This window comes from Duganella sp. 3397 (assembly GCF_031456625.1).
In the GTDB taxonomy this organism is placed as follows: Bacteria; Pseudomonadota; Gammaproteobacteria; order Burkholderiales; family Burkholderiaceae_D; genus Rugamonas; species Rugamonas phyllosphaerae.
Window position 1 is genome coordinate 412,942 of sequence record NZ_JAVDVB010000002.1, and the last position, 21,126, is coordinate 434,067.

The following is a 21,126-nucleotide window of genomic DNA, read 5'->3' on the forward strand; positions in this document are numbered from 1 at the left end:
ATGAAGATCAAGCTGCGGCGCCTTGCCGCTGGCGTAATTCTGGCCGCCGCCAGCGTCGCCGCCCAGGCGGCGGACCAGTACCTGTTCGCGTACTTTACCGAGAACGGCCAGGACGGCCTGCATTTTGCCCGCAGCACCGACGGCTACAAGTGGGACAAGGTGGCCGGTGGCCGCAGCTTCCTCACACCTGCCGTCGGCAATTCGAAGCTGATGCGCGACCCGTGCATCGTGCGCGGCCCGGACGGCACTTTCCACATGGTGTGGACGTCGGGCTGGAACGAAAACAATATCGGCTACGCGTCCTCGAAAGACCTGGTCAACTGGTCGCCGCAGCAGCAGGTGCCGGTGATGGCGCACGAAGCAGGTTCGCTCAATGCCTGGGCGCCGGAAATCGTCTACGATGACCAGCGCGGCGAGTTCGTGATCTTCTGGGCGTCCACCATCCCCGGCCGCTTCCCGGCCACCGATGGCTCGTCGGAGGACAAGTACAACCACCGCATGTACGCGACCACCACGCGCGACTTCATGACCTACACGCCAACCCGGCTATTCTACGATCCGGGCTTCTCGGTGATCGACGCCACTTTCGTCAAATTCCAGGGCAAGAACCACCTGCTGGTCAAGGATGAAACCCGCAACCCGCCGAAGAAACACTTGCAGGTGGCCGATGCGCCCGACCTGCAAGGACCGTTCGGCAAACTGGGCGCGCCGATCACGCCGCCCAAGCTGTGGGTGGAAGGCCCGACCGCGCTGCAGATCGGCGACGACGTGGTGCTGTACTACGATGCCTATATCACCAAGCACTACGGCGCCATGCGCTCGCGCGACCTGGTGCATTGGGAAGATGTATCGGACAAGATGCAGTTCCCCGACGAGGGCACGAAGAAGCGCATGCGCCACGGCACGGTGATTGCCGTGCCGGAGGACGTGGCGGCGGGACTGGAGCGCTAGCCGTTTTCCTTAACCCACACGGCAAAAAAGGGGTCGGACCCCGTACAGGGTCCGACCCCAGGCTTGCGGGAGGGCGAGATTAGCGGCAGCCAGGCAGCGAGACGCTCGCCGGCTTATCACCAGCCTGCAGCGCCATGCCCTTGCCGTCAGGCTGCGCACCGCAGCGTACGATGAACGCCTGGTTCTTAACCAGCCCCTTGAAGCTCCCCTGCCAAGGTTCTACCGTCACCCGCCCGTCCTGCTGCGTCCAGGTGATGCGGCGGGTGGCAAACTCGCCGCGGGTGTAGCCGTCGCCATCGCCGGCGTCGTCGTACAGTTCATAGCTGCCGTCCTTGCCGGGATAAACGCGCAGCTCGATCGGCTGTGCGCTCTTCTGGTCCGCATACTGCACCACGGGACCGAGCGGCAGGATGCTGCCGGCGCGGGCGAACAGCGGAATCGTGGCGATGTCGGCCTGCGCCACCACCACCTTGCCACCGGCCTGGCGCTTGCCGGTCCAGAAATCGAACCAGTCTTCCTTGCCGGGCAGGTACACGGTGCGCACCTCGGCCTTGGCGCTGGTCACCGGCGCCACCATCAGCGTCGGACCGAACATGTACTGGTCGGGCACCGTCACCGCCTGGGCATCGGCGCGGAAGTCCATGGCCAGCGCGCGCATCATGGTGCCGTGGCGGCGGCTCACGTCCCAGGAGGCGCTATAGATGTAGGGCAGCAGGCGGTAGCGCAGCTCGGTGTACTTGCGCAGGATGGCTTGGGTGGGCTGGTCGAACTGCCAGATTTCCTTGCCATCGCCGGTGCCGTGCACGCGGAACATCGGATTGAATGCGCCAAACTGGTACCAGCGCGTATACAACTCCGCGTAGGCCGGATCGAGCGGTTTGCCGCCGAAGAAGCCGCCGATATCGGCCGACCAGTAAGGAATGCCGCTCAGGGTGAAATTGAGCGCGGCCGGCAAGTGGGCGCGCAGCACCTCCCAGGTCGCGGCCGTGTCGCCCGACCAGGTGATGGCGGCATTGCGCTGCTGGCCGCTGTAGGCGGACCGGGTGAGGATGAACGGCCGCTTGGCCGGCGCTGCGCGCAGCGAACCTTGGTACACGCCAGTGGTGTGCAACAGCGGGTAGGCATTGAGCACTTGCGCTCCCGGCCCGGCGGCGGTGTTCACATCGCGCATTTCACCCCAGCTGCCGCCCAGCTCCGCCTCGCTGCCATCGAGCCACCAGCCATCCCAGCCGTGCTGGCCAAGGGTGCGGTTGATCTGATCCCAGTACAGGCTGCGCGCAGTCGGCGAGTACGCGTCGTACCAGCGCCCGAAGCCGACCGGATAAACATTGGGATAGGTCTTCGGATACAGCGCGCCCGCCTGGTCCAGTTCAGCGGCATTGGCGGTGGTGGTGTCGAAGCGCGCCCACACCGAGACGATGGCGTGGACGTTCTGTTCGTGCAGCGTGCGCAGCATGCGTTGCGGATCGGGGAAGCGCACCGGGTCCATCTGGTGCTCGCCCCAGCCGCCCGGATTCCAGTACTGCCAGTCCTGCACCACCGCGTCGAGCGGCACCTGCATGGCGCGGTAGCGGGCGGCGATGCCGAGCAGTTCCGCCTGGGTCTTGTAGTGCTCCTTCGACTGCCACAGGCCCCAGGTCCAGCGCGCCATCATCGGCGCGCGGCCGGTCAATTCACGATAGCCGGCCACCACGCCGTCGAGTTCCGGTCCGTAGATGAAATGATAGTCGATGCCGCCGCCGGCCTCGGAACGGAAATGCAGCGGATGGTGCGGCGTAGCCGGCAGGCCGGCATCGACATCGGTGACCGAAGCGTTGTTCCACAATATGCCAAAACCGTTGGCAGAGACCAGCATCGGTACGGCGACGTCACGGTTGGCCTGCTGCAGGTGGACCGTGGTGCCGCGGTAGTCAAAAGCGCCATTGAGGTGCTGCCCCAGCCCGAACACGGGCGCGTCGAGCTCGAATTTTTGCGAAACGGGCGAGCCGGGCACCGCGCTGCGGCCATCGGCAAGTTCCTTCAGAATAGCTTTGCCCTGGGCGTCATGAAAGCTGATCACGCCAGTGACCTTGGCCACCCTGACCTGCAACACACTGGTCGCCAGTTGTTGATACTCGGGCGTTTCCGAGACAGTCCATTGAACGGCCGCCGGCTTGGCGATCACGGCGGGGTTGTAGTTGCCCTGCCAGCCGGCATCGTGCCCGGCCAGCACGTGGATCACGCGGTCGCTCCACGGCTCGATGCGCACCGTCCCTTGCGCCGTGCGTATCAGCAGGCCGGCGTCGCTGCGTTGGATTGCGATTTCGGTGGCCGCTGGCGCAGCCGGCGCTTGGGCCTCGGCCTGGATGGCGACGAACGGCATGACGAACATCGTCGCCACGGCGACGGATAATCTGGTGCGTTGTTTCAAGCTGGCCTCCGTGGCAAGTGACGTGGCCGGCCCGGCGCCGGCCGTGACAGTGGTTATTGCTTGATGAACGGCGCCAGCGGTTTGCCCGGCAGGCCGTTGAAGGCATCGATCACGCGCGCCGCGTTGAACCGGGCGCCGGCGTCGTTGGTGTGGGTGCGGGCGTCCGAGAAGAAGGTATCGACGACTGCTGCACCCTGCTTGCGGTAGGCGTCGCTCACCACCATGGTCAGGTCGGCGTACAGCGCGCCGCCCTTGCTGGCCACTTCCTGGTCCCACTGGGCGAAGGTGGCGAAGTCGCGGGCGTTTTCCCAGACGTCGCGGTGCGGCACCGGCGACAGCAGAATCACGGTCGCGCCCTTCGCCTTGGCGTCCGCTACGTAACGCGCCATGTACCAGCCGAAGGTGTGGACTTGCTCACGGCTGCCATCGGGCTTGGTGTCTGCCACGGTTTCGGGGCCGGTGCCAGGTGCCGAGGCGCGGTTCTTGTTGGCCGGGTCGCCGATGCGGCCGCCGTCGTTGTGGCCGAACTGGATCGCCACGAAGTCGCCCGGTTTCATCTGTTCGAGCACCCTGCTCCAGCGGCCCTCGGTAAAGAAGGTGCGGCTGCTGCGGCCACCGATGGCGTGGTTGACGACATTGATCTTGCTGGTGTCGAAGTGGGTGGCGATGCGCTCGCCCCAGCCGATGGCGCCACCGGCGCCGCCGCTCTTGACGGTGGAGTCGCCAACCAGGAACAGGCTGGGGAGCGCAGGATCGCGCGGCTGCACGCCGGCGACCTTGGCGCCGTCCACCACCGGACGGTCGTCCTCTATCGCAGCGGCAGGGATGGCACGGCCGGCCTCATTCAAGGCATTGACGGCGACTGGCGTACGAAGCGCCTTCAAACCAGCCACCACCGCCCTGGCGTTGAACTCGGCGCCGGCCATATTGGTGTGGGTGCGTTCGTCGGGCGGGAACAGCAGGCTCGCCTTGTCGCGGCCCATGGCGTCGTACTGCTTCGCAATGGTGTCGTTCAAATCGATGAAGCCGACCTTTTCCTGGGCCGCCACCTGTTTGGCCCAGCCGGCATAGCTGTCGGCCGCGCGCGCGACCTTGCCTTCTTTATCCCAATTGTTGCGCGGGATCGGCGAGCAGATCACCGGCGTGGCGCCGCGCGCCCTGATCTGCGCGACATAGCTGCGCAAGTACCAGCCGTAGCTGTGCACCACCTCGTCCTGCTTGGTGATCAGGTTGTTGATCGCCTCCGATTCTTCGCCAACGCCCTTGATGGTGCCGCGTGCGCGCACCGTGTCGTTGACCGGGCCGCTGTCGTTGTGGCCGAACTGGATCAGCACCACGTCGCCGGCCTTGATCAGCGGCAGCGTGCGTTCCCAGTGGCCGGAGCTCATGTAGGTGCGGCTGCTCAAGCCGCCGACCGCGCGGTTGACCACGTTGATCCTGGCCGGGTCGAAGTAGGCCGTGATCGGATTGCCCCAGCCCCACTGGCCGGCCGCGCCCTTGCCCTGGCCGTCGTCCTGACCGTTGCGCACAGTGGAGTCGCCGATCATGATCAGCGACGGCAGATTCGGGTTGGCGGGGTTGGGCAGCGTGACCTTGGCGTTGCGCGGGTCGGTATTGGCCGGGGCCTGTGCGACAGCGCTGGAAGGGACAACTGCGGCGCAGCACAGCATGAGCAAAAAGGAAGCGAGATATTTATTCATGGGTCCAATTCTATGCGAGGTTTTTTCCGACCCGGTTCCAGCCGTTTAAAGAATCAGGAACATGAGCAATACCCGGCGCCGTATCGGCCCACAATCGTACTCTCTCTACCCTTTTCAGACTACGATGATTTCCAAATTACTTATTTGCGCAGCGCTGATCGCGTCCAGCGCCGCCCAGGCGCAGATCGGCACCCGTTTCCCGTCCGAGCGCAAGGTGGTCAAGGACCCGGTCACCGGCACCATGCTGACCTTTTTGACCAGCACGCCCAAAGGCGACTCCAAGATCTACCCTACCCACCCGCAGTGGACGTCGGACGGTAAATGGCTGGTATTCCGTTCGAACCGCGTCAAAGGCGAGGCGATGGCCGTCAACGAGGCCACCGGCGACCTGGTACAAGTGACCGAGGGCGGCTACATGGGCATGCTCAACCTGGCGCAGAAGTCGATGAAGCTGTACTTCATGCGCGCCACCGGCGACAGCAAGCGGGTGCAGATCGTCGAAGTGGACCTGGCCAGGCTGTTTGCCGACAGCGCTGGCGGCAAGCTGCAAAAGGCCGACGCCTACCAGCGCATCTGCGGCACCACCGACGCGCAGCTGGAAGCGGGCGGCGACATGGCGCTCGACGCCGACGAGGAATGGGCCTACTTCCGCACCGGCCCTGCATGGTCCGCCCAGCACCTGCCAGCTGGTACAAAGATCGAACCGGCATTCGGTCCACGCAAGATGGGCGCAGGTCCGAACGGCATCGCACGCCTGAACGTGCGCACCGGTGAGGTAAAACACGTGGTATCGGTACCGTTCCAGATCGGTCATATCCAGGCCAACCTGTACAACCCTGGCGAAATCGTGTTCTGCTGGGAGACCGGCGGCAAGTCGCCGCAGCGCACCTGGACCGTCAAGGCCGACGGCACCGGCCTGCGCCCGCTGTACCCGGAAGCGTCGTACGAATGGGTCACCCACGAAGCGGTGATCTCGAAAGATGAAGTGGCGATGGCGATCATGGGCCACCGTCCGATTCCCGGCGCCCAGGGCGCGAGCGGCGTGGCCGCGCCGGCGACCGGCGTGTATGGCGCCAACCCGGGCCAGGATGACGGCTGGGGCGCAACCGGCACCCGCGAAAAGCCGACTGGCCTGGCGATCGTCAACCTGCGCACGCGCGAAATGACCATCGCCGGCCAGACGCCGTCGGGCAGCGGCCTGTGGCACGTGCATGGTTCGTCGGACGGCAAATGGGCGGTCGGCGATGATTTCAGCCGCAGCGTGTACCTGATCGACCGCAAGACGCGCGAGATGATCATGCTCACCACCGGCCACAAGACCACGGCAGCCGATCACCCGCACCCGACCTTCAACAAGGAAGGCACCAGGATCCAGATCCAGTCGGCCATGCTGTCGGACGATAACCGGTCGATGAATATCGTGGTGGTGCCGGTGCCGGAAGCCTGGCTGAAACGCTAAGGCAATGCCATCAGAATCACGTTGCGCAGCTCGTACGGTGCGCCTTCGAGCTGGAATCCAATGCGGCCGGCGGCCGGCTTGACGCCGGTCACGCGATTTTGCACCACGCCGTTGATCGACAGTTCCACCACGTCGTCACGGGCGACGATGTCGGCCACGTTCCACTGGCCGACCGCCAGTTCGCTGTCGGCCGCCATCTTGCCCTTGATGCGCGGTTCGGCGCCGGGGGCGCTGGTGAGCGGTTCCGCAAATGCCGCGCCGGCCATCGGCAGCAGGTCGCCGGCGCTGCCATGCTTGGTCTGCACTTGCAGGCTTAGCGGCCACACGCGGTCCATCGGGCCGTCGCTGATATGCAGCAGCACGCCGCCGTTCCCGGGCTTGCCGTTCCAGCGCCACTCGACATGCAAGGTATAGTTGGCGTAGCTTTTGGTGGTGGCGAGAAAACCGCCGGGCTGGCCGGTGGACGCGATCACGCCTTGCTGCAGTACACTGAACACCTGGTCCACGGTCGTGGCGGGCGTGGTCTTGAGTTCCCAGCCGTCGAAATTGCGGCCATTGAACAATGGCGCGGCGCTGCCGGACTGCATGGCCAACAGCACCACCGTCGCACCTAAAATCTTTTTGATCATTTTTATCGTCTCCCCATGAAAAAAACTCTGATTGCCCTATTACTGACATTGACAGTCGGCGCAGGCACGGCCCACGCCGACAGCAACATGATGACCCTGTGGCCCGAAGGCGTACCTGGCGCCAAAGCGATCGGCCCGGAAAAAATCGGCGGCGGCTACAATTCCAACGTCACCGACGCCTCGCTCACCCGTATCGGCCCTGCCGTCGATCGGCCCAACGGCACCGCCGTCATTATCTGCCCCGGCGGCGGCTACGTGCGCATGTCTACCGCGCGCGAGGGCGAACAATACGGCAACTGGCTCAGCACCCTGGGCGTGACCGCCTATGTGCTCAAGTACCGGATGCAGGAATACGGCCACCCTGCCCCGCTGCAGGACGTGCTGCGCGCGGTGCGTACCCTTCGTTCGCGCGCGGCGGAACTGGGCATCGATCCGGCGCGCATCGGCGTGATGGGCAGCTCGGCCGGCGGCCACCTGGCAGCGAGCGCCGGCACCCTGTTCGACCATCCGCTGGGCCGCACCGGCGCGCCGCTCGACGCCACCAGCGCCCGTCCAGACTTCATGATGCTGATGTACCCGGTCATCACCATGAAGGACCCGGCGGCGCACGCGGGTTCGCGCAAGGCGCTGCTGGGCGCCAATCCTGCGCCGGAAGCCATCGCGCTGATGTCGCTGGAAAACCAGGTGACGTCCAACACCCCGCCCACGCTGCTGATCCACACCCAGGAAGACCAGGCCGTGCCGGTCGAAAACAGCATCCTGTTCTACCAGGCGCTCACCCGCGCCAAGGTGCCGGCCGAGATGTACCTGTTCGAACATGGCAGCCATGGCATGGGCATGCGCGACGGTCTCGGGACCACGTCGCTGTGGCCGCGCCGCGCCGAAGAATGGCTGCGCGAGCGCGGCCTGCTTACACCCTCCAACGCGGTGGTAAAACCTCAGGCGAAGTAAAACACCTGCTGCAACGGCCACTCGGTTGGCCGGTTGCCCGGTTCCACTTCCATCAGTTCGGCCATGTAGTCCCACCAGCGCTTCATCACCGGCTGCTGCGGCAGGTCGGCGGTGGTGTGGTCGGGCGCGAGTTTCAGTACCGCGAACAGGTGCAGGGTTTCTTCGTCGAGGAAGATCGAGTAGTCGTAGATGCCGGCTTGCTTGAGCGCGGCAGCCAGGTCGGGCCACAGTTCGTCGTGGCGGCGCTTGTATTCTTCCACCGTGCCCGGTTTGAGCTTCATGCGGAAGGCGCGCGTGGTGGGTGCGGTGGCTGTGGTCAATGTCATTGATAGTCCCTGGTCATTTTCTTGAGTTCGGCAGCGGCCAGCAGGAAGCCCCCCACGCCGTAGTTATAGCTCGACGCCGGCAAGTAGTATGCCGGCTCGGCGCCGGTTTGCTGGATGCCGCCCAGGCGACCGTCCGCGTAGATATTTTTCAGAATGCCGGCCCACGCCTTGGCGATCACCGGGCGATAGGTGGCGGCATCGAGGTAGCCGCGATTGACGCCGTACGCCATGCCGTACACGAACAGCGCCGAGCCGGAAATTTCCGGCAGCGGGTAGCTGGCCGGGTCGAGCAGGCCCGCGTGCCACAAGCCGTCCGCGCCTTGCAGCTGCGCCAGCCGCGCCGACATCTGCTGCAATTGCATGATGTAGAACGGCTTTTTCGGATCGTTGTCGGGGATGAAGTCGATGGTGCGCGCCAGGCCACCCAGCACCCAGCCCTCGCCGCGCGACCAGAACACCTTCTTGCCGTTCGGTTCACGCTTGTCCTTGTAGCTGGCGTCGCGCGCGTACAGGTGTTCTTCCTGGTCGTACAGCTGGTCGTAGGTGGCCTGCCACTGGGTGTGGATGTAATCGAGGTAGCGGCGCTCGCCCGTGATCTGGTACATCTTGGCCCATACCGGCGGCGCCATGAACAGCGCGTCGCACCACCACCATGGCAGACGGGCGTCGCCCGGCTTCATGGTTTTCAAGCCGATCAGCGTCTCCAGTTCGGCCCGGGTGGACGCGATGCGCGCCGGTGCAGGCTCAAGTTGGTATAACTCCAGGTAAGTCTGCGCCACGCTGATATTGTCGGCGTCCGGATACGGCGTGCGCAGCTTCCACGCGAACTTCTCGCTCATGGCCAACATGGCGTCGCGGTACTTGGCGTCGCCGGTGGCTTCGGACGCCGCCATGAAGCCGGAGTACAGCACACTGGAAGTCCAGATGCGGTCGAAGTGCGGCGTGGTGCGCAGCAGCTGCCAGTCGGCCACTTTTCGCAGCGCCCGGTCGATGTCGGCCGGCCGCAAGACTGGCGCCAGGTCGGTGGCCAGCGGGCCGCCATCGACCGGCGCATCGCCGAAGTGGCGGCTGGTGTCCTTGTCCACGATGGCCTGCATGGCGGGCGTGGGCAGCGGATACGATGGCGGCTGCACCACGCTGGCACAGCCGCTCAATGCGACGTACGCGGCCAATATGGCCGCCGATACGGTTAGCCTGGTCACGATTTGTCCTGCTCTTCAAAGCTCTTCTCTTTGAGCGGCACTTCCGGTGGCCGTGGCTTGATCACCGTGCTACCGGCCGGCAGGCCGCGCACGTCCGACGTGGTGAGCAAATGCACCGGCTCCTTGATGGCCAGTTTGACGTCCCGGAACTGCCAGTTGCTGGCGTCGAAAATGAAGCCGCCCTTTTGCGCTTCGATGTCGATGTTCTCGAAGCTGAAGCGGTTCAACGGCGCTTCCGGATAGCCGCTCACTTCGAACGCGGTGGTGGCGCCGGTGGCCTTGATATTCCAGATCTTGACGTCATGGAAGTGGGCCATGCCCTTTTCTCGCGGCACTGGCGTGGCCAGCACTTTCCAGTAGTCCGGGTGATCCTTGATATCGTCCGGGATCCTGGCGTAGCTGTAGCTCGGGTTCCAGTTCATGGTGATGCGAATCGCCACCGGCGTGCCCTTCATGGTGAAGTCGTGCAGGCGCAAGTTGTCGCCGAAGCCGCCGCGCGTATGCGCCGACTTGAACAGGATCCCGACCGGCACCTTGTCCAGCACCGTGATGCCGTAGGCTTCCACGTTGCGGAAGCCACCCGCGGTCTCGCTGCCGAAGGTGACGCCGGCGGCGCCCTCGCGGATGACGGAGTTGCGGATCACGACGTTCTCGGTCGGACGCGCCACGCGCTGACCGTCCGAATCGCGGCCGGCCTTGAGGCACAGCGCATCGTCGTTGACCGAGATGTCGGCATTCTGCACCAGGATGTTTTTCGACGAGTCGATGTCGATGCCGTCGGTCGATGGACCGTGGCCGCCCTCGTTGTTACGGATGATCACACCGTCCACGGTCACATCGGTCGAGTAGCAGATATGCAGGGTCCAGAAGCCGGAGCGGCGCAGCAGCAGGCCACCACCCACCTTCACCTGCGACGAGTTGAAGACCTGGATCAGGCGCGGACGCTGGGCGTCGTAGTCCGAGGCCCAGCGCAGGCCGCGCGGCTCGTACATCTTGCGCAGGGTCCAGTAGCTGTCCCAGAAGACCTTGCCGTCGCCGTCGATGGTGCCCTCGCCGGTAATGGCTGCGTTGTTTTGCTCGTAGATGTTGATCAGCGCAGCCGGCCAGCGCATCTCGATGCCGGCGATGCGGGTGGGCAGCACCGTGTAGTCGGAGATCTTTTGCGAGCCGAGGATGGTCACACCCTTGTCCACTTGCAGCGTAACGCCGCTTTTGACAAAAATCGATCCGCTCAGGTACGTGCCCGGCTTGAACGCCACCGTGCCACCATGCTTGGCCGCCGCGTCGATGGCGGCCTGGATCGCCCGCGTATCGAGCGTGACGCCATCGCCCCTGGCGCCGTAGCTCGACGGGCTGAAGGTCGCTGCGGCAGCGGATGTGCAAACCGCCAGCAGCGCAATGGCTGCCAGGTTGAACCACTTCTTGATAATCATGATGCCCTCACTTTGCGGGTTGGGCCAGCAGGCGCACGGCGCCCAGCATGCCCGATGGCTGTGGTGTGATCAGCTGCGTATCTTGCGGCACGAAACGCTGGTTGTAGCGGCCGGATAGCAGCCGGTAGTCGGGCCGCTCCTGCCCCGCCAGCGCATTGAGCGCCAGGTTGGCCACCTTCACTTCGATGCGGTTCACGCCCGGCGTCAGTGCGCCAGTCACGTCCACCGTGTAGGGCGGTCGCCAGACCGAACCGGCACGTTTTCCGTTGACGAATACTTCGGCCGCCTCCCGCACCGGGCTCTCGAGCATGGCGCGCATGCCTGCGGGGACCTTGGGTACGGTGTCCAGCGGCGTGCCCTGGCCGAGATCGAGCGTGACCGCTGCGTTGTGCAACTGGGCGGCGGTGAGCGTGACGTCGCGCGTATAGCTGGCGATGCCCGAGAAATAGCGGCGCTCCGGGTCGTCGGTCCAGGACCGCAGCTGCGGCATGGCCTGCGCCGCGCCGTCCGGGTAGCGCAACTGCCAGTCGCGCGCCAGGTCGGCCAGCACCGTTGGCGCTACCTGTGCCGGCTGCGACACCGTGCCGGCCGGCGCATCGCTCAACATCAGCACCCGAGATTCGTACGGCGCCAGGTCCAGCGTCACCGATGGCGATACGGCGGCAGTGCTGGTCTTGCCGTCATGCGGATTCCACCACGCCGCCGACTTGCGCAGCTGCCCCAATTTGGCCGTGGTGCGCACCGGCTTGTTGCTCGTATTGGCGATGAAGTAGATGTCGGCGTCGGCCAGCTTGCGCCGCACGAAACCGATATCGGCGGCGTTGGACGCCACCTTGAAGTCGGGCGTGAGCACCCGGCCCAGGACCGCGCCGACGTCGCCATCATCGGCGACCACGGTCACGGCCGGTTTGGCCGACAGCGCCTTCGATGCCGCCTGTACCTGCGCCGTGATGCGCACAGCATCGCGGTAGCCGGGCGCTTTGGACGGCAGTGCGCCGACGGCGATGATCTTGCCGCCCTGGCGCACGTAGTCGTCCAGCTTGGCCAGCACGTCGGGCGACAAGCGCGTGACGTGCGGCAGCACCAGTACCGGGTGGTTCACACCCAGCGACAACACCGACTCCGCATCGACGTAATCGAGGTTGTGGCCGGCGTCGAGGATTTGGGTGGTCAGCTCGGGCGTGACGTAATGCTTCATGTGCTCGGACAGCGACACCTTGCCCGGCGTCATGGCCGCATAGGCGTCGTCATTGGGCAGCAGCACCGCTACCGTGTTGGCCGGCTGGCCCTGGCGCATCAGGTAGCTGGTGCGGGTCAGGTAGGCGTTCACGTCCGGCATCACGTTCCACCACGGCTGGTGGTTGTTGAACACGGCCGCCGCGTAGAACGAGTAACCCGGCTCGGTCACGCCGGGCGGCGTGTACGGCCAGCCGTGTCCCACGAACAGGTTCACGCCCTGCAGCAGCATGCGGTCCGCTTCCACCTTCATGTCCAGCGGCGTGGCGGCAAATGCCGGCGAATGCAGCCAGGTCCACGTCTCGGCCGAGATCACCGGGCGCTGGTACAGGTGCCCGGCAGACGTTGCCAGCCGGGTGAACGAAAATTCGCGGAACTGCGGGCCTTCGCCCTCGGGCAGTCCCACCAGCCGGTAGCTCGACAGCGACACGGCCGGTTCGCCATAGGTCTGCGAACGGAACTGCGTCTTGTGCCTGACGGCCCAGTCGTTGACCGGCGTCAGATAGCGCTCGTTGACCAGTTCCGTTTGCGTGAGCACCCAGTCGCGCCGCAGCGCCGGCGCGTCCGCACCCTGCCCGCTCGTCACGAGTGGCAGGTATGGCGTCAGGTCGTAGCCACGGCGGCGCTGGAACTCCTGCAGGAAGTCGTCGGTCCAGTCGGTGTTATAGACCTCCAGGCTGTCCGAGAACACCGCTGTCGGTGGCTGGTCGCCAAAAGCTTTGAGCAGCGGCGTCGCCACCACGTCGAGGTGATGGTCGATGGCCTTGCGGCTCAGGTGGTCGAGCACGAAACCTTCCGCACCGAGCGCTGCGCGCTTGACCTGCTGGCCGGTGCGGCTGGCGATATAGCTGACCACCACGCGGGGCTCCTTGCTGGCGCCAATCGCGCCGCGTCCTGGCGTGGTGGCCGTGGTGGCGCCGAGCTCCGTGCGTTTCAGCGCTGTGGCGTCGTACGCCTTGGCAGTCCCTGCGCCGACGAAGCTGGCGATCAGTTTTTCACCGCTCATGATCGCGGGCAGCGCTACCGAGGCAGCGCCGGCAGGCAGATCGGCCACGTGCACGCGCAGGCGCGATGCTGCCTCGGTTATGGCCACGTGCGGTCCGCCGTAGGGCCAGCCGCTGGCCAGCGTCATGTCCACGCGCAGGCCGAGCGACCGCGCCGTGCGGTTGGCGTAGCTGACGTTGTCGAGGAATTCGGGAGAAAGATAGGGAGTGTTACGGATGCCGCGCGCGGGATCGTCGAGTTCCATCGGATACACCGGCTGAATCTCCACGCCGCCAAACCCGCCCGCCTTCATGGCTTGCAGTTCGCGTTCCAGCTGGGGTTTGACCACGGCCGGGCCGAACCACCACCAGCGCACCATCGGCCGCGCGTCGGCAGGCGGCGCCGCAAACTGCGCGGCGACGTCGGCGAGGCGGTTCGACAGTGTGGCTTGCTGCGCCGCAGCCGAACTGCTGGCCAGCGAAAAGCTAAAAGCGCAGGCCAACGCCGCCGCTTGCGCGAACGGCGTCAGCTTACTGCGCAGGCGATCGCACCGGCGCAGTCCAACAATGACGGGTGCCACCGTTTATACGATACCGCTGCTGCTGGCGCCAGCCTTGGCCGGGCGTGCTTCGGCCACCTGGTCGCGGTAGCCCGAAGCGCGGTAGCAGGCCACCGGATCGATGGCGCCGCCGTTGCGCAGGCGCGCCATGGCCAGGATGGCCGAGACGTCGGTGCGGTAAGCGTGCTTGAGCGTTTGCGCCGATTGCAGCGCATCGTGCGATTCCTGGAAACCGCCCAGGGCAACGCGATCGACCAGGTTGGCCTGCACGAAGGCGCGTTGCACTTCCACGGCGCTGCTCATCAGGCTTTCGATCGGATCGGTGACGTTGTGCGACTGGTCCAGCATGTAGGCCGGATTGAAGCCCGCGCCTTCGCGCTCGGCCGCATCGGCCAGCTCGTTGAAGACCAGGAACAGCTGGAACGGGTTGATGCTGCCCGAATCGAGGTCGTCGTCGCCGTACTTGCTGTCGTTGAAGTGGAAACCACCGAGCTTGCCGAACTGGGTCAGGCGCGCCACGATCATTTCGATATTGGTGTTCGGGGCATGGTGGCCCAGGTCGACCAGGCATTTGGCCTTGTCGCCCAGCGACTGCGCGCAGGCGAAGCTGGTACCCCAGTCGGCGATGGTGGTGGCGTAGAATGCCGGCTCGAACAGTTTATGCTCGATCAGCATGTGCCAGTCGGCCGGCAGCGCGGCGTAGATTTCACGCGCGCTTTCCAGGTAGCGTTCCAGCGCGCCGCGCAGGTTGTGCTGGCCCGGGAAGTTGGCGCCGTCGCCTACCCACACGGTCAGCGCTTTCGAGCCGAGCGCATTGCCCAATTCGATACATTCGACGTTGTGCGCAACCGCTTGCGCGCGGGTGGCGGCGCTGATGGCGGTCATGCTGCCGTACTTGTAGCTGTGTTCCTGGCCAACCTGGTCCTGGAAGGTGTTCGAATTGACGGCGTCGAAGTACAGGCCGTGGGCTTCGGCTTGCTGGCGCAGGGCCTGGGTGTCCGACACTTTGTCCCATGGGAAGTGCAGAGATACGCCAGGCGTGGCGCGGGTCAGCTGGTGGATCACGCCGCAGTCGTCGAGTTTTTCGAAGACGTTGCGTGGCTCGCCACGGCCAGGGAAGCGCGCGAAACGCGTGCCGCCGGTGCCGGCGCCCCAGCTGGGCAGCGCCACGGCGAATTTCTGCGCCTTGGCGGTCAGCTGCTCGATGTCCACGCCACGGCGCGACAACATGCCGGCCAGTGCGGCGTAGTCTTCTTCCAGGCCGCTGCGCAGCTTGTCGTTGTGTTCGGCCACGCGGCCGCTGTCGATAATGGTGCTCATGTGAGGGTCTCCTTCGTTTTTTTCTGGTGCCGCCGGCGCGTTCATCGCAAACCGGGCCGGCGGCATTTTATAGGTATTCGCGCTTGATCGCCGCTTGCTTAGCGCGTGAATGCGGCAGCGTTGCCGGCATCGACGTTGAGGATGTTACCAGTGCTCTTGGCCGACTTGGAGCTGGCCAGGAAGTACACGGCTTCCGCGATATCCTCTGGCAGTACGCTCAGCTTGAGCATGCTGCGGTCGCGGTAGAACGCTTCGACGTCGTCGGCTTCGATCTTGTTCGACTGCGCGCGTTCCTGCTTCCACTTGCCGTCCCAGATGCGCGAACCACGGATCACGGCATCCGGATTGACGACGTTGACGCGGATGCCGTGCGGTGCGCCTTCGAGGGCGATGCAGCGTGCCAGGTGGATTTCCGCAGCCTTGGCGGTGCAGTAGGCCGAAGCGCCGGCGGACGCCACCAGGCCGTTTTTCGACGCGACGAACACCATGCTGCCGCCCAGTTTCTGCTGCTTCATGATGCGGAAAGCGGCGCGGCCGGCCAGGAAGTAGCCCTTGACCAGGATGTCCTGGTTGCGCTGCCAGATTTCGAGGGTGGTGTCTTCCAGCGGCGCCGACGAAGCGATACCCGCGTTGGAGATCAAGAGATCGATACCACCGAAACGCAGCGAGGTCGCGGCCAGGATGTTTTCCACTTCCTCTTCGCTGGTGATGTTGGCGACGATACTCTCGACGCTGTCCTTGCCGGCGGCCTTGGTCAGGTCTTTCTTGGCCTGGGCCAAAGCTTCCGGATCGATATCGGTCAGCATCACGCATGCGCCTTCCTGCAGCAGCTGGCGGGCCACGGCCTGGCCGATGCCGCCGGCACCGCCGGTTACCAGGGCGATACGGCCAGCCAGGCTTTTCGGCTTGGGCATGCGCTGCAGCTTGGCTTCTTCGAGCAGCCAGTATTCGATGTCGAACGCTTCCTGTTCCGGCAGGCCGACGTAAGTGTCCACGCCATTGGCGCCGCGCATCACGTTGATCGCATTGACATAGAACTCGCCGGCGATCCGTGCGGTGGCCTTGTCCTTGGCGAACGACAACATGCCCACGCCAGGAATCAGGTAGATGATCGGATTGGCGTCGCGCACGGCCGGGCTGTTGTCACGCTTGCAGCGGTCGTAGTAAGCGCGGTAGTCGGCGCGGTAGTCTTCCAGCGCCTGATCGAGGCTGGCGACCAGCTTGTCGAAGTCCGGGTTCAGCGGATCGAATTCGACCACGAATGGACGGATCTTGGTACGCAGGAAGTGGTCGGGGCACGAAGTACCCAGCGCAGCGAGCGGTTTCAGGTCGCGGCTGCAAACGAATTCCAGCACGGTGGCGTTGTCGTTGAAGTCGCCCAGCTTGAATTCGTCCCGGCTGATTTTACCGCGCAGCAGTGGCATCAGCTTGGCGGCCAGTGCGGCGCGCTGTTCGGCTGGCAGCGCCTCGATGGCCTGGCCACCGAATGCCGGCTGTTTCGAGTTGGCGGCGATCCACTCTTCTGCGCGTTTGATGATTGCCAGCGTGGTTTCGTAGCACGACTTGGCGGTATCGCCCCAGGTGAACAGGCCGTGGCCTTCGAGGATGATGCCCTTCAGTGCCGGATTGGCTTTCGAGACTTCTTCCAGTTTCAGGCCCAGGTCGTAGCCTGGACGCTGCCAGGGCAGCCAACCGAGTTCGCCTTCGAAGATTTTTTGCGTCAGGGCCTTGCTGCTGGCGCAGGCGGCGATCGCGATCAGCGAATCGGGGTGCATGTGATCGACGTGCTTGCGGTCGATGTAGGCGTGCAGCGGGGTGTCGATACTGGCGGCGCGCGGGTTCAGGTTGAACGTGCAGTGCGGCAGGTACGCCACCATTTCATCTTCGAGCGCCAGGCCGCGGTAGCGGCCCTTGAGCTCGTTCAGTTTGCTCATGTACAGGGTCGAGAAGCCGTCGAGCTTGATGCTGCCCAGGTCGCCGCCGGAGCCTTTCACCCACAGCACTTCCACTTGCTCGCCGCTGAGCGGATCTGCCATCATGACCTTGGCCGAGGTGTTGCCGCCGCCGAAGTTGGTGATGCGCAGATCGGACCCGAGCAAGTTGGAACGGTACAGCAGCAGCTCTGGCTCGCTCATTGTGGCTGCTGCGGCATCGTCCCACAGGGAAGTAATCGGGGCTTGCTGAGTTACATTCATTGCTGATCTCCGTCGTTGTTTGATTGGTATAGCGTGCTAAGTGTTGATTTCATGCCACTCTCGGGCACATGCAACCAGTAGAAATCAGCGCCGCAACAGTGTCAATGCGCAAGCGCTCAACTTCATGACCAAGACGGAAATAATCACACCCATGATCGAAACTTGATCAGTTTGTGACTCGGTTATCGAATCAATCAAATATTTGATCGCATATTGATTGACGGCAGATTTCTAAATGTTTAGGCTTGGTAATTAATAAAGTCCCACACCGGATCGGTCCGCGGCAGTGATGCAGCAGCGACGGTAGTAGGGACGAAAAAAAATGGAGACAAATATGGTAAATCACAAGCGTCGTAAACGTTTGCTGAAGTTGCTCGCCGAACATCAGACGGCCAGCGTGCCGCAGTTGGTCGACTGGCTCAGCGCCTCCCCGGCCACCGTGCGCCGCGACATCAGCTGGCTCGCCGCGCGCAGCCTGCTCACCCGCACCAGGGGCGGCGCCGCCAACCTGGAGCAAAAAAAGCGCAGCTTCACCCTCACCAGCGAAACCTTCCAGCACAACATCCAGTGCTACGCCGAGCGCAAACGCGCCATCGCGCGCCACGCCGCCGGCATGTGCGCCGAGGGCGAGACCATCATCATCAACGGTGGCACCACCACTTTCATGATGGCCGAGTTCCTGGTCGATCATCACCTCAAAATTCTCACCAATTCCTTCCTGATGGCCGAGCGCCTGCTGGTATCGAGCGAAAACGAGATCATTGTCCCCGGCGGCAAGGTCTATCGCGAGCAGAACGTCATCCTCAGCCCCTTCGACAACGACATCACCCAGCACCACTACGCCGCCAAGATGTTCATGAGCGTCTATGGCCTCTCGCTGCTCGGCCTCATGGAAGCCGATCCGCTGCTGATCCAGGCTGAAAAGCGCCTGATCTCGCAGGCCGAAGAACTGATCGTTCTGGTTGACAGCTCCAAGTTTGCCAAGAAGGCGGGCCTGATCCTGTGTGGCCTCAACCGCGTCTCCACGGTCATCACCGATACCTACGCTTCCGATTCGGCCGTGCAGCTGCTCGAGCAGTCCGGCGTGCGCGTGGTGACCGTGGAACCGGAAGCGGTGCCCGCCCAGGTCAATGCCAGCCCTTTCACTTCGCCGTTTGACTACCAGGCGGCAGCCATGTTCCAGTCGGAGGTATCACATTGAAGCGCAGGAAAATCATAGTGGCCGCAGTTGCGGCCGGACTGTTCGCGACCGTTGCCGGCTGCGGTGAGAAGAAATCCGCCGAAGCTGGCGCTGGCGGCGAAAAAATCCGCATTGCCATGGTCGTCAAAAGCCTGGGCAACGGCTTCTTCGACGCCGCCCATGCCGGCGCCAACGACGCCGCCAAGGAACTGAAAAACGTCGAAATCATTTATACCGGTCCGACCACGCCGAGCGCTGAAGGCCAGATCGAAATCATCAATTCGCTGATCAGCCAGAAGGTCGATGCGATCGTCATCTCGGCCAATGATCCGAACGCGCTGGTGCCGATCACCAAGAAGGCGATGGCGCGCGGGATCAAGGTGCTGAGCTTTGACAGCGGCCTGGACAAGGAAGGCCGCCTGATGCAGCTTAATCCGTCCAATGAGCAACTGATCGGCGAGAAGCAGATCCAGATGGCGTCCGATGCCATCGGCGGCAAGGGAGAAATCGCCATCCTGTCCGCTTCCGCCCAGGCCACCAACCAGAATATCTGGATCGGCATCATGAAGGAGACGCTCAAGAAGCCGGAGTACAGCGGCATGAAGCTCGTCGCCACCGTGTACGGCGACGACCAGTCGGACAAGAGCTACCGCGAGGCGATCGGCCTGTTGCGCAGCAACCCGAACCTGAAAGCCATCATCTCCCCCACCACCGTGGGCATCAACGCCGCCAGCAAGGCAGTCGTCGATGAAAAGCTGGTCGGCAAGGTGTACGTCACCGGTCTCGGTTTGCCGTCGGAGATGGCCGGCCACGTCAAGAGCGGCGCCGTGCGCGAGTTCGCGATCTGGAACCCGATCGACCTCGGTTACGCCGTCACCTACGCCGCCTACGACTTCGTCAAAGCGGCACCCGGCGCCAAGGCCGGTGGCAGCGTGAACGCCGGCCGCATGGGCACCATCGCCATCGACGCCAATGGCATCGGCGCCATGGGTGCGCCATTCGTGTACGACAAAGGGAACGTCGACAAGTTCTCCAAGATCTTCTGAGCTGGAATCGCCCCATGGATATGAATACCACCCCGGTCCTGCAATTGACCGGGATCTGCAAGCGCTTTGCCGGCATCGTCGCCCTCAACAACGTCGCGCTGTCGGTACGCGCAGGTGAAGTGATGGCGCTGATTGGCGAGAACGGCGCCGGCAAGTCCACCCTGGTCAAGACCCTGACCGGCATCTATCGTCCCGATGAGGGCACCATCGAACTTGCCGGCCAACCGGTTAGGTTCGCCAATGCCCAGGATGCCATGCAGGCAGGCGTCACCGCCGTCCACCAGGAGACGGTGATGTTCGACGAACTGACGGTGGCGGAAAACATCTACGTGGGGCGCCAGCCCTGTCGCGGCGCCTCCGGGCGCATCGACTGGAGCAAGATCGAAGCGGAAGCCGAGAAGCTGTTCGAACGCCTGGAAGTCGCGCTGCCGGTGCGTGCCCGGGTAAAAGACCTGTCGGTGGCGCAGCGCCACTTCGTGGAAATCGCCCGTGCGCTGTCGCAGGATGCGCGCGTGGTCATCCTCGACGAGCCGACGGCGTCGCTGTCGCAGCGCGAGATCCGCGAACTGTATCGCATCATCCGCCAGTTGCGCGACGCCGGCACTGCCGTCATCTTCATCTCGCACAAATTCGACGAGATCTACGAGGTGGCCGACCGTTACACCGTGCTGCGCGACGGCCAGTTCATCGCCGAAGGCGCGCTGGCCGACATCACCGAGCAGGAACTGGTGGCCCTGATGGTCGGGCGCACCGTCAAGCAGGCCTACCCGAAGGCGGATGTGACGCCCGGCGAGGTGCTGCTGTCGGTGGAAAACCTGTGCCACCCCACCGAATTCGATAACGTCAGCTTCGAGCTGCGGCGCGGCGAAATCCTGGGCTTTTATGGCCTGGTGGGCGCCGGCCGCTCCGAGGTGATGCAGGCGCTGTTTGGCCTATCAACCCAGGTGCGCGGCAATGTACGCCTGGACGGCAAGCCGGTGTGCGTGACCTGCGCTGCCGACGCCATCAAGCACGGCATCGCCTACGTGCCCGAGGACCGCCAGCACCAGGGCGCCCACCTGACGCTGCCCATCCTGCAGAACATCACCCTGCCGATCCTGTCCAAGGTCGGCTTCTTCCTGCGCGGACGCCGCGCAGAAGAGAACAAGATCGCCCGCCACTTCGCCGAGCAGCTCGAGCTCAAAGCTGCCTACCTGACGCAGAACGTCTCCGAACTCTCAGGCGGCAACCAGCAAAAGGTCGTGCTGGGCAAATGGCTGGCCACCAACCCGAAGGTCATCATCCTCGACGAGCCGACCAAGGGGATCGACATCGGCTCCAAGGCCGCCGTGCACCGCTTTATCGGTGAGCTGGTGAGCAAGGGCTTGTCCGTGATCCTGGTCTCGTCCGAGCTGCCCGAGGTAATGGGCCTGGCCGACCGCATCGTGGTCATGCATCAGGGCCGCATCGAACATACATTCAACCGTGGCGAGGCGACGCCGGAAATGATCGTCTCCGCCGCATCTGGCAACGAACTGGCGGAGGACTGCGCGTGAAGGAAATTCT

15 protein-coding genes are annotated in these 21,126 nt (G+C 64.2%); 6 read left to right on the forward strand and 9 right to left on the reverse strand.

Annotation, left to right across the window (positions count from 1 at the left end):
• Nucleotides 1-951 carry a glycoside hydrolase family 43 protein gene (locus J2X54_RS06450; protein WP_310179237.1) on the forward strand — a complete coding sequence of 317 codons (951 nt, stop codon included), beginning with the start codon at nucleotides 1-3 and terminating at the stop codon, nucleotides 949-951.
• A 79-nt stretch (nucleotides 952-1,030) separates the two neighbouring features.
• Here the strand turns inward: J2X54_RS06450 and J2X54_RS06455 are convergent, their stop codons facing one another.
• A complete protein-coding gene (locus tag J2X54_RS06455) occupies nucleotides 1,031-3,361 on the reverse strand; it encodes a glycoside hydrolase family 31 protein (protein ID WP_310179239.1) in 2,331 nt (776 codons plus the stop codon).
• Nucleotides 3,362-3,414: 53 nt separating this feature from the next.
• Nucleotides 3,415-5,061, reverse strand: a complete 1,647-nt coding sequence (locus tag J2X54_RS06460; RefSeq protein WP_310179241.1) for a GDSL-type esterase/lipase family protein — start codon at nucleotides 5,059-5,061, stop codon at nucleotides 3,415-3,417.
• A 124-nt stretch (nucleotides 5,062-5,185) separates the two neighbouring features.
• On the opposite strand from J2X54_RS06460, the gene J2X54_RS06465 reads away from it, so the two are divergent.
• Complete coding sequence (locus J2X54_RS06465; protein ID WP_310179243.1) at nucleotides 5,186-6,520, forward strand: hypothetical protein; 1,335 nt, start codon at nucleotides 5,186-5,188, stop codon at nucleotides 6,518-6,520.
• Here the strand turns inward: J2X54_RS06465 and J2X54_RS06470 are convergent.
• On the reverse strand, nucleotides 6,517-7,149 hold the full coding sequence (locus J2X54_RS06470; RefSeq protein ID WP_310179245.1) for a DUF1080 domain-containing protein: 633 nt from the start codon (nucleotides 7,147-7,149) through the stop codon (nucleotides 6,517-6,519). The genes J2X54_RS06465 and J2X54_RS06470 overlap by 4 nt on opposite strands.
• 15 nt (nucleotides 7,150-7,164) lie before the next feature.
• Here J2X54_RS06470 and J2X54_RS06475 point away from each other — a divergent pair, with 15 nt between their 5' ends.
• A complete protein-coding gene (locus tag J2X54_RS06475) occupies nucleotides 7,165-8,100 on the forward strand; it encodes an alpha/beta hydrolase (RefSeq protein ID WP_310179247.1) in 936 nt (311 codons plus the stop codon).
• Here the strand turns inward: J2X54_RS06475 and rhaM are convergent.
• The 6 genes from rhaM to J2X54_RS06505 all read right to left on the reverse strand — a co-directional run bounded on the left by rhaM (nucleotide 8,088) and on the right by J2X54_RS06505 (nucleotide 17,355).
• On the reverse strand, nucleotides 8,088-8,426 hold the full coding sequence (gene rhaM, locus J2X54_RS06480) for an L-rhamnose mutarotase (RefSeq protein WP_310179249.1): 339 nt from the start codon (nucleotides 8,424-8,426) through the stop codon (nucleotides 8,088-8,090). The genes J2X54_RS06475 and rhaM overlap by 13 nt on opposite strands.
• Nucleotides 8,423-9,628, reverse strand: coding sequence for a glycoside hydrolase family 88 protein (locus tag J2X54_RS06485; RefSeq protein WP_310179251.1), 1,206 nt, complete (start codon nucleotides 9,626-9,628; stop codon nucleotides 8,423-8,425). Before J2X54_RS06485 ends, rhaM begins: the two co-directional genes overlap by 4 nt.
• Nucleotides 9,625-11,061, reverse strand: coding sequence for a glycosyl hydrolase family 28 protein (locus J2X54_RS06490; RefSeq protein ID WP_310179253.1), 1,437 nt, complete (start codon nucleotides 11,059-11,061; stop codon nucleotides 9,625-9,627). The genes J2X54_RS06485 and J2X54_RS06490 overlap by 4 nt, the downstream gene beginning before the upstream one ends.
• 7 nt (nucleotides 11,062-11,068) lie before the next feature.
• A complete protein-coding gene (locus tag J2X54_RS06495) occupies nucleotides 11,069-13,783 on the reverse strand; it encodes a glycosyl hydrolase (protein ID WP_310179255.1) in 2,715 nt (904 codons plus the stop codon).
• Nucleotides 13,784-13,864: 81 nt separating this feature from the next.
• Nucleotides 13,865-15,160 (reverse strand): L-rhamnose catabolism isomerase, encoded by a 1,296-nt coding sequence (rhaI, locus tag J2X54_RS06500; RefSeq protein WP_310179257.1) that lies wholly within the window; start codon nucleotides 15,158-15,160, stop codon nucleotides 13,865-13,867.
• A gap of 98 nt (nucleotides 15,161-15,258) precedes the next feature.
• The gene (locus J2X54_RS06505; RefSeq protein ID WP_404990887.1) at nucleotides 15,259-17,355 is read right to left on the reverse strand and encodes a bifunctional rhamnulose-1-phosphate aldolase/short-chain dehydrogenase; all 2,097 of its coding nucleotides are present in this window, start codon (nucleotides 17,353-17,355) and stop codon (nucleotides 15,259-15,261) included.
• 334 nt (nucleotides 17,356-17,689) lie between these two features.
• On the opposite strand from J2X54_RS06505, the gene J2X54_RS06510 reads away from it, so the two are divergent.
• From J2X54_RS06510 to J2X54_RS06520, 3 genes are read left to right on the forward strand one after another with little or no spacing between them, the layout of a single operon-like run.
• Nucleotides 17,690-18,556, forward strand: a complete 867-nt coding sequence (locus tag J2X54_RS06510; protein ID WP_070247009.1) for a DeoR/GlpR family DNA-binding transcription regulator — start codon at nucleotides 17,690-17,692, stop codon at nucleotides 18,554-18,556.
• A 17-nt stretch (nucleotides 18,557-18,573) separates the two neighbouring features.
• Nucleotides 18,574-19,581, forward strand: coding sequence for a rhamnose ABC transporter substrate-binding protein (gene rhaS / locus J2X54_RS06515; RefSeq protein ID WP_310179262.1), 1,008 nt, complete (start codon nucleotides 18,574-18,576; stop codon nucleotides 19,579-19,581).
• A gap of 14 nt (nucleotides 19,582-19,595) precedes the next feature.
• Nucleotides 19,596-21,116: a sugar ABC transporter ATP-binding protein gene (locus J2X54_RS06520; RefSeq protein ID WP_208600007.1), complete on the forward strand. Its 1,521-nt coding sequence runs from the start codon at nucleotides 19,596-19,598 to the stop codon at nucleotides 21,114-21,116.
• Nucleotides 21,117-21,126: the final 10 nt, after the last annotated feature.

Coding starts and splice junctions, on each gene's coding strand:
- J2X54_RS06450 (WP_310179237.1), top strand. CDS start 1: ATGAAGATCAAGCTGCGGCGCCTTGCCGCTGGCGTAATTCTGGCCGCC.
- J2X54_RS06460 (WP_310179241.1), bottom strand. CDS start 5,061: ATGAATAAATATCTCGCTTCCTTTTTGCTCATGCTGTGCTGCGCCGCA.
- J2X54_RS06465 (WP_310179243.1), top strand. CDS start 5,186: ATGATTTCCAAATTACTTATTTGCGCAGCGCTGATCGCGTCCAGCGCC.
- J2X54_RS06470 (WP_310179245.1), bottom strand. CDS start 7,149: ATGATCAAAAAGATTTTAGGTGCGACGGTGGTGCTGTTGGCCATGCAG.
- J2X54_RS06475 (WP_310179247.1), top strand. CDS start 7,165: ATGAAAAAAACTCTGATTGCCCTATTACTGACATTGACAGTCGGCGCA.
- rhaM (WP_310179249.1), bottom strand. CDS start 8,426: ATGACATTGACCACAGCCACCGCACCCACCACGCGCGCCTTCCGCATG.
- J2X54_RS06490 (WP_310179253.1), bottom strand. CDS start 11,061: ATGATTATCAAGAAGTGGTTCAACCTGGCAGCCATTGCGCTGCTGGCG.
- rhaI (WP_310179257.1), bottom strand. CDS start 15,160: ATGAGCACCATTATCGACAGCGGCCGCGTGGCCGAACACAACGACAAG.
- J2X54_RS06505 (WP_404990887.1), bottom strand. CDS start 17,355: ATGAATGTAACTCAGCAAGCCCCGATTACTTCCCTGTGGGACGATGCC.
- J2X54_RS06510 (WP_070247009.1), top strand. CDS start 17,690: ATGGTAAATCACAAGCGTCGTAAACGTTTGCTGAAGTTGCTCGCCGAA.
- J2X54_RS06520 (WP_208600007.1), top strand. CDS start 19,596: ATGGATATGAATACCACCCCGGTCCTGCAATTGACCGGGATCTGCAAG.